The 14598-nt window shown below is 41.9% G+C and carries 9 protein-coding genes and 1 pseudogene; 6 read left to right on the top strand and 4 right to left on the bottom strand.

The window, feature by feature from the left end:
- Positions 1 to 87: 87 nt before the first annotated feature.
- Positions 88 to 324 (bottom strand): IDEAL domain-containing protein, encoded by a 237-nt coding sequence (locus ADA55_RS05105; protein ID WP_048680068.1) that lies wholly within the window; start codon positions 322 to 324, stop codon positions 88 to 90.
- Positions 325 to 639: 315 nt separating this feature from the next.
- On the opposite strand from ADA55_RS05105, the gene ADA55_RS05100 reads away from it, so the two are divergent.
- The gene (locus ADA55_RS05100; RefSeq protein WP_048680065.1) at positions 640 to 1203 is read left to right on the top strand and encodes a competence protein ComK; all 564 of its coding nucleotides are present in this window, start codon (positions 640 to 642) and stop codon (positions 1201 to 1203) included.
- Between the two features lie 90 nt (positions 1204 to 1293).
- Here the strand turns inward: ADA55_RS05100 and ADA55_RS05095 are convergent, their stop codons facing one another.
- The 3 genes and pseudogenes from ADA55_RS05095 to ADA55_RS05080 all read right to left on the bottom strand — a co-directional run bounded on the left by ADA55_RS05095 (position 1294) and on the right by ADA55_RS05080 (position 4309).
- On the bottom strand, positions 1294 to 1512 hold the full coding sequence (locus ADA55_RS05095; protein ID WP_048680061.1) for a DUF3006 domain-containing protein: 219 nt from the start codon (positions 1510 to 1512) through the stop codon (positions 1294 to 1296).
- Positions 1513 to 2351: pseudogene (locus ADA55_RS05090) on the bottom strand (ComEC/Rec2 family competence protein).
- A 1589-nt stretch (positions 2352 to 3940) separates the two neighbouring features.
- Complete coding sequence (locus ADA55_RS05080) at positions 3941 to 4309, bottom strand: hypothetical protein (RefSeq protein ID WP_034314629.1); 369 nt, start codon at positions 4307 to 4309, stop codon at positions 3941 to 3943.
- Positions 4310 to 4597: 288 nt separating this feature from the next.
- Between ADA55_RS05080 and ADA55_RS05075 the strand changes: the two genes are divergently transcribed.
- The 5 genes from ADA55_RS05075 (at position 4598) to trpB (ending at position 14515) form a co-directional block, all read left to right on the top strand.
- Positions 4598 to 5212: a TVP38/TMEM64 family protein gene (locus tag ADA55_RS05075; protein ID WP_048680052.1), complete on the top strand. Its 615-nt coding sequence runs from the start codon at positions 4598 to 4600 to the stop codon at positions 5210 to 5212.
- 33 nt (positions 5213 to 5245) lie between these two features.
- Complete coding sequence (gene lepB / locus ADA55_RS05070) at positions 5246 to 5809, top strand: signal peptidase I (RefSeq protein ID WP_048680048.1); 564 nt, start codon at positions 5246 to 5248, stop codon at positions 5807 to 5809.
- Between the two features lie 188 nt (positions 5810 to 5997).
- Positions 5998 to 9495, top strand: coding sequence for a helicase-exonuclease AddAB subunit AddB (addB, locus tag ADA55_RS05065; protein WP_048680045.1), 3498 nt, complete (start codon positions 5998 to 6000; stop codon positions 9493 to 9495).
- A complete protein-coding gene (addA, locus tag ADA55_RS05060; protein ID WP_048680041.1) occupies positions 9488 to 13222 on the top strand; it encodes a helicase-exonuclease AddAB subunit AddA in 3735 nt (1244 codons plus the stop codon). Before addB ends, addA begins: the two co-directional genes overlap by 8 nt.
- A 129-nt stretch (positions 13223 to 13351) precedes the next feature.
- Positions 13352 to 14515 (top strand): tryptophan synthase subunit beta, encoded by a 1164-nt coding sequence (gene trpB, locus ADA55_RS05055; RefSeq protein ID WP_048680038.1) that lies wholly within the window; start codon positions 13352 to 13354, stop codon positions 14513 to 14515.
- Positions 14516 to 14598: the final 83 nt, after the last annotated feature.

Raw genomic sequence — 14598 nt, 5'->3', positions numbered from 1 at the left:
GGGGTTCAGAATTTTTTAATTCCGAACCCCTTTTGTCTACAAACTGAAGCCTCCCGACATTATGGGAGGCTTTTTTGATCATGAATGTTAATTTCCAAATTGTTTTAGTAAAACGTTCATTTCAGAACTTAGTTTTAAGAATAAAGGTTTGTTTTTCATATCCAAGGCATCATCGATCTGTTTTGCAAGGAGATTCTTTTTGGTAGTAAGGACGGCTTCCTGGATAATCATATCAATTAACATTTCCTGAACCACGGCATCGTTTTTCATTTCGCTCATTGATAAGGACTTCACTGACTCTGAATAAGATTTTTCATTTTTCAAAGTTACCACCCCTGACCCTTTTTATTATTATATGGATTTGAGTGGATAAAATCAACTGAAAATTTAAAAAATTTAAATTACGATAGAGAATGTGTCGTTTAGGTGACGAAAAAGCCATTATATAAAAGAATTTTAAATTTTTTGTGAACTCGCTTTTAATGTTTAAGGGTTATGCTATTATAGTGAGTAATTTAACATACATTTACTATCCCCCTTCACTCTTCTTGGACAGGAATGGAAGGGTACAAGCAATTAAGAATATAAGCTTTGGAAAGTGATAGCGATGTTTAGCAATGAGGAAGAGGTGGATTAAAAATGAATCAAAACAATCAGGGAATCATCGAGGAATATGAAATCACGCCACATACACTAATGGTTGCGCCAATTAATTACGGCAGTAAAATATATGCCCGTATCGTTGAAATGGAGGACGAGTTCATCTCGCCGTTTAAACCTATGGAAATAATAAAGAAAAGCTGCGAGTTCTTCGGATCAAGTTATGAAGGACGCAAGCAAGGCACGAAACAGCTCATAAACATCACACATAAAGCACCTATCGCGATTGATCCGACCAGTTCGATATTCTTCTTTCCAACTACATCTCCGTTACGTCCTCAATGCATCTGGTTATCACATGAGCATGTGGTATCCTATGAGCGCCTGGATTCCAAACATACAACCATCACATTCAGGAATAGACAAACCATCGATATAGCAGTGTCATGCAGCTCTTTCGAAAACCAGCTGCACCGGACCTCTTTTTTAAAAACGAAATTGATCCAGAGGATTGAGGAAACAAAGAGGAAATCCTTTTATCTGTTCACTGATGCTAATGGAATCAAGGCTTCAGAGGTAATCTCAAAGTATATACAGCGATAAGAGGGGGTTCAGGGGAAAAATCAGAGAAGAATGCAAACGGGAATATTCAAATTTAAAGCAAGCCCTTCTTATTAAAGAAGGGCCCTGGAATCAATCTTCGAATAATTCATCCATTAAATCGTCAATTTCTTTTCTTAATTTTTCAGTTCCTTCTTTGGAAATGTTGATGGTATCACCATCGATAATCAGCATATCTCCTACTTTTGCCCCCTTGGGAAGAGCACTTTTAGGGAAATCCTTCATGTCACCACCATTGATTTCAACGACAGCGATCTTTCCTTCGAAGCGATCAATAATTCCTTGTACCAATTATTTCACCGTCTTTACAGTAATTTTCTGACCTGTAGAAGTAAAAATAATGTTACCTGATTTATCTGTGCGATAAGTGTTGGCTTTCACTGAATTCAACCGTTTTATAACAGTGGAAGTAGGGTGCCCATAGCCATTTTTCCCTACACTGATTACAGCATATTTCGGTTTTGTTTTGTTAATGAAAGCTGAACTTGTCGATGTTTTTGCACCATGATGGCCTACTTTAAGTACATCCACACTTGGTACCAGTTTTTTAGCCAGCATATCTTTCTCTGCTTTTTCTTCGGCATCACCTGTAAACAAGAATGTTTTTTTGCCGTGTTTAAGCAACAGGACAGCACTCCAATTATTTAAGTCAGACTTAGCATAGTCCTTAACAGGTGCAATGAATTTAAGGGAATTATCCTTTGCTTTAGTGTTGATTTCCACTCCCGTCTTCGCTTTTTTTATTGTAAGCGTCTTCTTCTTAACAGCCGTTAAAAAGTCTTTGTATGCCTGGGTAGTATGTGAAACTTTAGGGGCATACACAGATTTTACATTAAGCGATTTAATCACATGAGCAAGACCGCCAACATGATCCCCATCTGGGTGAGTGGAAACTAATGCAGTAAGTGTTTTTACCTTTTGTTTTTTAGGTAGGCAACAACCTCGTCGCCCTTTCCTTTACCGCCGCCATCGATTAAAACGTTTTCATTACCGGTTTGTATCAGGATTGAATCTCCTTGTCCAACGTTGATGAAATGTACCTTTACATTTGAGGCTGCCTCGGTTGTTTTAAGTCCAGTGAATAAAGACAAAACAAGAACAGCCACCAGTAGAATATTTATTTTCTTCATTTTTCCCCTCCAGTTAATAATTTACCATGTGTAACCGGAAAAATGGGAATATGGACACGATTTTCATTTGTGGTAAAAAAAGGAAAAGATCACCTGGCTTATGGTTAGGGAAAATGATCCTGGGTATTTATGATTAACTCTTGAATTAAAATGTAAAGCCATTATTTTAAAGAATCGATCAATAAAAAATATATTTCTCTCAGAAAAGAGTGTGAAGTTGGCATATATTCAAGGAGCAGGCTGCGTAGAAAGTTAGGATTACCAACAAAATATTTTGTTAAAGAGATTGTTACTGTTTTTTTTAGGATTTGTACAATTTAAACGTTGATTACCCCCCAGGCACTCGCTTTCCACGGGCGGTCCGTGAGCCTCCTCGGCGCGTTTGCACCTTTCGTTCCAACCAACTTTGTTTTAAAATTTAGATAGGAACCCTTTTGGCTACAAATTAAACCATGCAAATAAAATATTGCATGGTTATTATAAGAAATTAGGGATGAGTATAAGTTTCCTTAATGATTGGCTCCATAATACATAATATAATAGACACCGATGATGTATCTTTTGTTCAGTATTTCACAAATGATTTTGTTTTTCTGGAAGTTCTTTTTGCTTTATACATTTAATATAAAGAGGTTGTTACTAGTAGATAATACTAGGTATGGATATGCAATTAACATCTTCCTCAATAACGTTGTACTGACACTAAAATGATAGTTTATACGTATAGTTATAATAGATGAATGGAAATTAAAATGTCGCTTAATAATGAACAAACGGGCCAGCCTTTTAATCGTTAAGGACATTTTCGTCGAAACTGTTGCCTTAATTCAGTAAGCAGTAAGTGCAAACGGCTTGTGTAACAAGAAGAGGAGAAGCGGCTATGGCAGTCCTCGGTTCCTATAATAGGGAAGAGGATAGTATACCATACCAGGCAGCTTCGACATTCTGCCGTTTAATCATCAAGAACGAAGGCGATGCTATGCATACAGCAAACTTTTAATGAAGGCTGCCATAACTAGGGAACTTGAAGTAACGCAGTTAAATGTAAAAGGTATTTTCAGAAGAAGATATTACCTATCTGAAATCTGAAATCCATGGCAGACATTTCATCCGACATGATAGAGCTTGATCCTATAGCATGGGCTTTTTAAGCGTCCCATCGTCCTAAAGGAATTTCCATTCATTCGATGCAGGGTTTGGTTGATGGCAATCGATCAGGGCAAATCATGGGGATACGTGTTACATTCTGCGGCGGATTATGATATTGGTTACTTTTACATCGATTTGTCGAAGCTGACTGTTTTCCTATCCTTTTCTTCAATATGATGAGTCAATCATAACGGGTGCCACTCCAACCTTTGTCATGGAGCATGTAATTAACATTCATTTAAGGAATCTTAAAACTAAAATTGTTAGGATATTCAGTATGCACTTGATTACATAGGTTATGCCTTGATCGAAAAGTAATCGATCTTGATCATGAAAGACTCCCTTACCTTTAGGCCAGGAAAGATGCGGTGCTTTTTTATGGTCATCCTTTTTACGTCCAAGGGAATTTGTATCCTTCCGGAAGGCTCCCTTGTAACCCGTTAATCCCTTGAGGGTTTTTTTTCGAAAAAGTAATAACATAGCAAGTCTTCGGTTTTGTTGCGAAGGCGGGGATTGAAATAATTATGATGTTCCTCATATCCTTTATATAAAAAACAATACATCGTGAAGGATTCATCGCGTTTGATTTCACTAACCTTAATATTCTCTTTGCGCAAATAGCGCCGTACCTCGGCAAGTTCGTCTTGAACCACTTTTAAAATATGTTCGACTAGCTCCGAATAGGGCCTTTTTAATTTAAACGGACTAATTTCGATGACCTTGAGATCCCGGTTTAAGACTGTAATAACCATAGGGAGGTAGATGGCTTTTTCAATCATATTTCGGTCACCTTCTGGAATGCGGGTCATCATGACCGCCCCTTTCTAAATAGCGCGTTTTTAATACTAATATGTATCTTCCGTAATAATAAGAACGTTTGTTCCGATTTTATCCTAATGTATTTTCAGTGGTTATGCAAGCAGTTTTGATAAATCTAGAAATATTCGTTAACAAGATTATGTTTTCCGGAGATAGGGAAAGTATGAAGATATATGGATAATAATTCTTGCAATTTCGGGGGAAAGTGATATATCTAAAATAAACGGTTTTTAATAAGTTTATGCTGCTTTGATGGCAGCATGTCGAGGGAGATAATTATGGATTTGGATACTATACGTGAGTGGTTTACACTTGATCATATATCGGCGCTTATTCAGCAATATCGCTCATTCGGTCCAATTCCCGGGATCTTACTGCCGATGCTGGAAGCTTTTTTGCCTTTTTTGCCCTTAGTGGTGTTCGTGCTCGCCAATGCAACGGCATTTGGTCTCTGGTGGGGGTTTTTATTTTCTTGGATTGGTGCGGTAGCGGGGTCCTTTTTGATCTTTTGGATTATTAGAAGATATGGTCAAATGAGGTTTTTCCGATTTTTGCAAAAGCATAAACAGGTGCAGAGGTTGATGGTTTGGGTTGAGAGCCATGGATTCGGTCCTTTGTTCATATTGCTCTGCTTCCCTTTTACACCATCGGCTATCGTTAATATCGTGGCAGGACTATCAAAAGTCAGTACCCTGCAATATGGACTTGCAGTAGTTGGAGGGAAGGCGGTGATGATTTTTACGATCAGTTTCGTAGGTTACGATTTAGTATCATTGATTCATAAACCTGTGCGAACGATCATTATCGGAATCGTCATCTTTATCCTATGGTATGTGGGGAAAAGACTGGAAGTCCGGTTAAATAAAAGCATGAAGAGAGAAGAAGGGCAATAAATTAATATATAAATGCAGTAGGGGTTGAACTAGATGGAAAAAACAAACAAGAATTCTTTATCCGATTGGATAAAACCAGCGATGATAGCTTTTGTTATTTACATCTTAATCCGTACATTTCTCTTTTCAAGCTATGATGTTGAAGGAAAGTCGATGCAGCCGACCCTTGAAGATGGAAATAAACTTGTCGTGAATAAAATCAATTACCAGATTCATGATATAAACCGTTTTGACATTATTGTTTTTCATGCGAATTCACAAGAAGATTATGTTAAGCGGGTTATAGGGGTTGCAGGTGACCGTATTCGTTATAAAGATGATTGGCTATACGTAAATGGTGAGAAAGTGGATGAGCCTTATCTTGAGAAATTCAAGGAAGGTTTCCCAGGACAGGATTTTACAGGTGATTTTACATTAAAAGAATTGACGGATGTGACCAAAGTTCCGGAGGGCAAGCTTTTTGTCATGGGTGATAATCGTCTTGAAAGTGCTGACAGCCGTCACTTTGGTTATATACCGGTAGAAAATGTTGTCGGTAAAGTGGATGTTCGATATTGGCCGGTCAATGATTTCAATTTTAAGTTTACAGGTGAGTGATTGTGAAGCCCGAGTATGATGCGGGCTTTTTCTTTTGGGGGAAAACGCGAACGTACGATTGGTGTTTTTTTAAGGGAAACGGTAAAATAATAGAAGGTAAATCTAATTGGAAACAGAAACCTAGTCATAAAGACGAAAGTATTTCTGGTATGATGGATCTAGATATTATGTTGTAAGGGGGAAAAGAGATGTCACTCCGTTTTTTACTGGGAAGATCGGGTACAGGGAAAACTTCGAATATATTGGACGAAATCCGCTCTAAATTGGCAGAAGATCCCGAAGGAAGTCCAATTATCTACCTCGTTCCTGATCAGATGACGTTTCTATCTGAATATAAATTAATTAAAACACCAGGCCTTGCCGGAATGATCCGGACACAGGTTTTCAGTTTTAGCAGGCTTGCTTGGCGCGTTCTTCAGGAAACCGGGGGGATGAGCCGGCTGCATCTGGACAGTGTTGGCGTTAATATGCTGATACGGAAGATCATGGATGATAAAAAGGAAGAGTTAAAGATGTTCAGTCGATCTGCTGATAAGCAGGGGTTCATTGCACAGATGGAGCTAATGCTGGCTGAGTTCAAGCAGTATTGCATCCAACCTGATGACATTCAAAACTATTTGGCTGAAACCTCACAGGCCGGCAGCGGCATTCAGGATAAACTGCATGATCTTGAATTGGTCTATCAGGCTTTTGAGGATGAAATGGTCAATAAATATTTAGACTCCGAAGATTATTTCACTTTGCTGATCGAAAAAATGTCAGAGTCTTCATATATAAGGAATGCGGATATATATATCGATGGTTTTTATAGCTTGACTCCACAGGAATTATTGATTGTTGAAGAAATGATGAAGCTGTGCAGGAGTGTAACGATCTCGCTGACGTTAGATCAGCCCTACAGGCAATATGCTCCGGATGATTTGCAATTGTTCAGGCAAACGGGAAACCTTTATCATCACCTATATCAGGCTGGATTGAGGAATGGCATACCGATTTCAGAAGATCGAATCTTAAAAAGATCGGAAAGGTTTGGAAAGAGTCCGGGGCTGAATCATCTGGAAACTTATTTTTCCATTCGTCCTGCACGAACGTTTGAGCAGTCACCTGATGTAACGATCGCCCAGGCAGTTAACCGCAGAGCTGAGATTGAAGGAGTTGCCCGGGATATCTTGTCGCTGGTCAGACAGAAACAGCACCGTTTCCGTGATATTGCGATTTTAGTCCGTAACGGGGAAGCATACGCAGATATTTTACAAACCGTTTTTCGGGATTATCAAATTCCCTTGTTCGTCGATTCCAAGCGGACGATGCTGAATCATCCTCTGATTGAACTGATTCGTTCGACTTTGGAGATCATCAATGGCTATTGGCGTTATGAACCGGTATTTCGTGCAATCAAGACGGAGCTTCTATTTCCGCTGCAAAAAAACCACGATCGGATGCGTGAACAGGTAGATAAGCTGGAAAACTATGTGCTGGCACGCGGCATTAAAGGAAGCGGGTGGACGTCCAAAGATCGTTGGACCTACCGGCGATTCCGCGGTCTGGAACTCGAGGACCGGAACCAAACGGATAAGGAAATGATGCTTGAGCAAGAGTTGAATGAAATGAAGCAATTATTTACCGAGCCCATCTTGAAGCTATCAAAACGGGCTAAAAAGGCTGCTAATGGCAGGGAATTGTGTGAAGCCCTTTATCTATATCTTGAAGAATTGCATATACCGGAAAAATTGGAAAAGCTGAAACTGGAGGCAGAAGAAGCAGGTGATTTGGTATCGGCAAGAGAGCATGAGCAAACATGGAATGCGGTTGTCGACCTATTGGACCAATTCGTTGAACTACTGAGCGGGGAAGAGCTTTCCATGAAACAGTTTGCGGTAATCATTGAAGCTGGTCTGGAGTCTCTTGAATTTTCTTTGGTACCGCCGGCAATTGACCAAGTATTAGTCGCTAATCTAGATTTATCCCGCCTGGATGATGTGAAGACAGCTTTTGTTATCGGTTTGAACGAAGGGGTTCTGCCGGGAAAAGCTGTATCTGACGGGATATTTTCAGATAGTGATCGTGATGTGCTGCTGGCTGGTGGACTTGATGTTGCCCCAAGTTCGAAAGTGCGCCTGCTGGATGAGGAGTTCACAGCGTACAAAGCATTCACTACGCCTGCCGAGGCCCTTTATTTATCATATCCGCTTGCCGATGAGGAAGGGAAGGCGCTTTTACCTTCATCCTATTTGAAACGGGTAAGGGACGTATTGCCTAACGTTTCCGATGTGTATTATATGAACGATCCGTCCGATCTGCCTGCAGAGGAACAGGTGAAATATGCAGCGAATCATGATGTGGCCCTTTCGTACCTGGCTGCCCAATTGCAGCTGAAGAAAAGGAACTATCCAATCCATTCACTATGGTGGGATGTATATAATGCCATTATTGACGATGAAATGGCCGGTCCTTCAGCAACTAAGGTTTTATCGAGCCTTTTTTATCAAAATAGGACAAAGAAATTAACTGAGGAAACAAGTAAGCAATTATACGGTGAGAGCATTCTTACGAGTGTATCCAGGATGGAAATGTTCAATAGCTGCCCGTTCTCCCATTATGCGGCTCATGGCTTGAAATTGAGGGAACGGCAGATTTTCCGTTTGGATGCCCCGGATATAGGCGAGATGTTCCATGGAGCGTTGAAAATGATTTCCGATTACTTGAAGGAACATGATATTCCTTGGTCTACATTGACCCCGGAACAATGCTTGGAGCTGGCCAGAATTGCTGTGGAGAGACTTGCTCCTAAACTCCAAAATCAGATTTTGTTAAGTACGAACCGCCATCACTATTTACGCAGGAAACTCGAAAACGTGATTGGACGTGCCTCGATCGTATTAAGTGAACATGCAAAGGCGAGCGGTTTTGCCCCGATCGGATTAGAACTTGGATTCGGAAAAAATGGCGAGCTGCCGCCACTTTCTTTCACATTGAAAAACGGTACGAAGATGGAATTGATCGGGCGGATCGACCGAGTGGATAAAGCGGAAGAAGATGAGGGTGTCTATTTGCGTGTGCTCGATTATAAGTCGAGTGAAAAGGAACTGAACATGAGTGAAGTATATTATGGACTCGCGCTGCAAATGTTGACATACCTAGATATCGTCGTCACCCATTCCAAGTCGCTGATTGGAAAAGAAGCGATTCCAGCCGGAGTTTTGTATTTTCATGTGCATAATCCCGTTGTCAAATCAAAGGGTATGCTCAGTTTGGATAAAATTGAAGAAGAAATTTATAAAAGCTTTAAAATGAATGGACTTGTACTGGACCATTCAAATGTCATTCAGTTGATGGATACCTCTCTTGATATTGAAAATTCGGGTAAGTCGGATATCATTCCAGCTGGATTTAAAAAGGACGGATCGCTCCTGGCGGCTTCCAAAGTTGCCAGCAGGGAAGAGTTTTCGCTTCTGAATCATCATGTGCGCCGTATTTATCAGGAAGCTGGTGATCGAATGGTCGATGGTGATGTGGATATTACTCCATACAAATTAAAGGAAAAAACGCCGTGTACCTTCTGTTCCTTTAAATCTGTATGCCAATTCGACCAGTCACTGGAGGAGAACCAATTCAGGAATTTGGCACAGAAGAAACAAAATGACGTTCTTGAGCTATTAAGGGGAGAGGGGGAGAGCGATGAGTAAAACGAAAATTCCTGCTCTGCCAGGAGACGTGACTTGGACGGAAGATCAATGGAAGGCAATATGGGCTAAAGATCAGGACATCCTGGTTGCGGCCGCTGCGGGTTCAGGGAAAACAGCGGTACTGGTCAATCGGATCATTCAAAAAGTCATTTCAGAAGAAGATCCAATCGATGTTGATGAACTGCTCGTGGTTACATTCACCAATGCCTCGGCTGCCGAAATGCGCCATCGGGTAAGTGAGGCATTAGAAAAAGCGATCAATGATAATCCGCATTCACAGCATTTACGTAAGCAGTTGAGCTTGATTAATCGTGCTTCGATTTCCACACTCCATTCGTTTTGTCTAGAGGTGATCAGGAAGTATTATTATCTTACGGATATCGACCCGGGCTTCCGGATTGCAGATTCAACGGAGATCCAGCTGCTCCGTGATGAAGTGATGGAAGAGCTTTTCGAGGAGCAGTATGGCCAAAGTGATAACGAAGAGTTCTTTAATTTGGTCGATGCTTTCACAAGTGATCGAAATGATGATGCACTTCAGAATATCGTTCGGTCGCTGCATGATTTTTCGCAATCGAATCCAAACCCGGACCGATGGCTCGATGGTGCCGCCAGCATGTATGAGCTGGCAGATGATGATGGGATCGATGATCTTTCGTTTATCGATTCATTGAAGTTCGATATTGGTTTACAATTGGACACGGCCAGGGATTTATTGGAACGCTCGCTTGCGTTGACAAAAACCCCTGGGGGGCCGGCTCCAAGGGCTGAGAACTATATAGCCGATCTTGCACTGGTTGCTAAACTTTCGGAAGTGAAGGACCAATCCTGGAATGCACTTTATGAGGAAATCCAAAACGTGAAATTCGGGACGGCAAAACGCCTTACCGGTGCAGATTTTATCAAGGAAGTTGCTGATGAGGCTACCAAGTACCGGGATAAGGCCAAGAAGATCATCAAATCGTTACAGGAAGAGTTATTTTCCCGGAAACCGGAAAGCTACCTGCGGGATATAAGGGAGCTTAAGGGTTATGTCGATACACTTGTAATGCTTGTTAAACGGTTTGACGAAAGATTCTTTGCTGCAAAAGCAGAAAAGAACTTGGTGGATTTCGCCGATTTGGAACATTATTGTCTTCAAATTTTGACAGGGGAAACGATGGATGGTGAACGAAAACCTTCAGCGGCAGCCATCGAATACAGGAACCAGTTCAAAGAGGTACTAGTGGATGAATACCAGGACACGAACCTGGTTCAGGAATCGATCTTAAAACTGGTGACGGCTGATGGAGAATATGATGGGAATCTTTTCATGGTAGGCGATGTCAAGCAGTCCATTTACCGGTTCAGGCTTGCAGAACCGAATCTCTTCCTTGGAAAATACACACGATTTACCCATGACGGTGTTGATTCCGGACTGAAAATTGATTTAAACCGCAATTTCCGGAGCCGAAAGGAAGTTCTTGATGGGACCAATTTCTTGTTTCAACAGTTGATGGGCATTACAGTCGGTGAGATTGATTATGATGAAGATGCCCAATTGAAAAAAGGTGCCCCATATCCCGAAGACGATCCAAACCCGATCGAACTTCATTTAATTGATGGAGCAGCCGATCCTGAAGCTCATTTGGAAGTGGAAGGGTATGATGGCGGATTTGAGGCCGAGGAGCTTGAAAAAGCGCAGCTCGAAGCAAGGCAGATGGCCAAGCTCATTAAAAAGGCTATAAGCGAAAAGCATCGGATATATGATACGAAAACCAAAAGGTACCGATCTGCCACTTATCGGGACATGGTCATTCTACTTCGTTCGATGCCATGGGCACCGCAAATCATGGAGGAATTTAAAAAGCAGGGAATTCCAGTCTATGCCAATTTGTCCACAGGGTATTTTGAAGCGACCGAAGTGGCCATCATGATTTCCTTATTGAAGGTGATTGATAATCCGCAACAGGATATCCCATTGGCTTCCGTTCTCCGTTCACCTATCGTCGGGTTGGATGAAGAAGAGATGTCAAAGGTGCGTTTATTCCATACAGGAAGCTATTACGAAGCACTAGCTGATTTTTACAGAAAGAGTGACCCTGAGGAACATCCGGGGCTTTATGAAAAAGCCTCTGCATTTTATAAAAATCTAGTGAAGTGGCGGAAGATTGCCAGGCAGGAGGCATTATCAGATCTGATCTGGCTCCTATACCGCGAAACGCAGTTTTATGATTTTGCAGGTGGGATGCCGGGCGGCAAACAGCGTCAGGCCAATTTACGAGCGCTGTATGACAGGGCAAGGCAATATGAAGCAAGTTCTTTCCGCGGTCTGTTCCGTTTCTTGCGGTTCATAGAAAGGATGCAAGAACGTGGAGATGATTTAGGGGCAGCTCGGGCTTTAGGGGAACAGGAAGATGTAGTCCGGCTGATGACGATTCACTCGTCAAAGGGGCTTGAGTTCCCGATCGTGTTCATTGCCGGTCTGTCCAAGCAATTCAATATGATGGATTTACGAAAGTCCTATTTACTGGATAAAGATTATGGCTTTGCGGCAAAGTATGTGAATTCCGAATTACGGATAACTTATCCATCCCTCCCTCAATTGGCTTTTAAGAAAAAAAAGCAGCTTGAATTAATTGCCGAGGAGATGCGTGTCCTCTACGTGGCGCTAACAAGGGCTAAGGAAAAGCTTTATTTGATTGCCAGTATCAATGATGCAGAAAAAACGCAGCAGAACTGGGAAAGTAATGCGGCACATGGAGATTGGCTATTGAAGGACTATGTACGGGCAGGTGCAAAAAGTTATCTTGATTGGATTGGTCCATCCCTTGTCCGACATCGGGATTCTCTTGGTGCTGCAGGTCTTGGCTTGGAAATGGAGTCGCATCCATCGAATTGGTCCATTTCCGTCATTCCGAGTGAAGAGCTTGCTGTTCTGGATGAGGAAGAGGCACTGGTTCAAGAGCAAATGCTTGAACATGTCCAGAAATCGGAGAAGGTCGGCATCGTTTCCGAGTTTTATGATGATATCAAGGAACAGTTGGAATGGGAGTATCCCGAGCATGAGGCGACGGTGTTTCGTTCCAAGCAATCCGTTTCTGAATTAAAACGTCAATATGAACTCAAGGACGAACAAAGCTCCACAGAGCTGTTGCGTAAATTTAAGCGGCCTATCACGAAGCGGCCGACTTTCATGCAAGAAAAGTCACTTACTCCTGCTGAAAGGGGTACGATTACACATTTAGTCATGCAGCATATTGATCTATCTAAAGAGATTACCATTCAATCGATTCAGCAACTGATCATTGATCTGATTCAACGTGAGCTGTTGACGGAGGAACAGAAAGAAGCTGTGGATCCTGAGACGATCGTCGATTTCTTCGATAGTGAAATCGGGCAAAGAATTCAGAGGGCCAAAAGCATTCGCCGTGAAGTGCCATTTACGATGTCGCTGCCTGCAAAGGAAGCTTACAGCGATTGGACAGCTGGAGATGAAGAAGTCCTTATCCAAGGTGTGATTGATTGTATCTTTGAGGATGAACAAGGTCTTGTGCTTCTCGACTATAAAACGGATACGATCACCGGCCGTTTTGCAAACGGGTACGAGGGGGCTAAAGGGATTCTTGCCGATCGATACCAGATGCAGCTTCAGCTTTATACGAGGGCTGTTGAAGGGATAATGAATAAGAAGGTAACCGGCCGTTACTTGTTTTTCTTTGACGGCTCGCATTTATTGGAAGTATAAGAGAGAAGGAGTGTCCCATTGATGTGGGACGCTTCTTTTTGGCTGAATAAACAGAATAGTTTGAAAAAGTGTAAATGCTTACTATATACTAGTGGAGAAAAATACCTTTTTAAAGGAGTAGAGAAGAGTATGACGAGTGAGATCAAGAGCAAGGGATACTTTGGTGAGTTCGGTGGAAGCTTTATACCGGGTGAACTTCAGGAAGTTATGGATATTTTAGAAACGGAATTCCTGAAATATAAGGATGATCCGGAATTCATTGAGGAGTTCCGATATTATCTGAAAGAATATGTCGGACGCGAAAACCCGTTAACACTTGCAAAGAATTTAACGGAAAAGGTTGGCGGGGCAAAAATATACTTGAAGCGTGAAGATCTGAATCATACAGGTGCTCATAAAATTAATAATGCGATCGGACAAATCCTGCTTGCTAAACGAAGGGGTGCTAAACGCATCATCGCAGAAACAGGAGCAGGACAGCATGGTGTGGCGACTGCGACAGCATGTGCGATGTTTGGCATGGAGTGTGTGATCTATATGGGTAAGCTGGATACGGAGAGGCAGGCATTGAATGTCTTTCGGATGGAATTGCTGGGGGCAAAAGTCGTAGCGGTCGAAAAGGGACAGGGTCGATTGAAGGATGCTGTTGATGAGGCATTGAATGACTTGGTGCAAAACTATGAAAATACTTTTTACTTACTTGGTTCAGCAGTGGGGCCACACCCATATCCAACGATCGTTAAGCATTTCCAATCAATCATAAGTGAAGAATCGAAGCGCCAGATCCTTGAAAAGGAAGGGAAACTGCCCACAGCCATCATTGCCTGTGCAGGAGGGGGAAGTAATGCGATCGGTGCTTTTGCTCATTATCTCGATGAAGAAAATGTCCGTTTAATTGGTGTAGAGCCAATTGAAGCCCCAAGTATTTCGCAAGGTGTCCCGGCAGTATTGCACGGATTCAAAAGTTTGACGTTAGTGGATGAGCAAGGGGAACCAAAACCGACATTTTCCATAGCCGCCGGTTTGGATTACCCAAGCGTGGGACCCGAGCATAGTTTTTTGAAAGATAGCGGACGAGCGGAGTATGTGACGGTAAAAGGGGAAGAAGCGCTGGAGGCTTTTCAGGTATTATCCAAAACAGAGGGAATCATTCCAGCTCTCGAAAGCTCACATGCCCTGGCTCACGCCATGAAGCTAGCTAAAGAGTTAACAAGGGAAGATATACTCATCGTTAATTTATCAGGCAGGGGAGACAAAGATGTTGAGCAAGTATTTAACATGTTAGAAAAATAGTCCGAATGTAAAAGCCTCCCTGGAAATGGGAGGCTTTCAGACTGTAGACAAACTCGATGAAAATCGAGTTTGTCTATTTTTAT

The sequence above is a fragment of the Bacillus sp. 220_BSPC genome, assembly GCF_001054655.1.
GTDB classification, from domain to species: domain Bacteria; phylum Bacillota; class Bacilli; order Bacillales; family DSM-1321; genus Peribacillus; species Peribacillus frigoritolerans.
The sequence above is the reverse complement of the archived record's forward strand: the minus strand, read 5'-3'. Positions and strand labels throughout refer to the sequence as shown.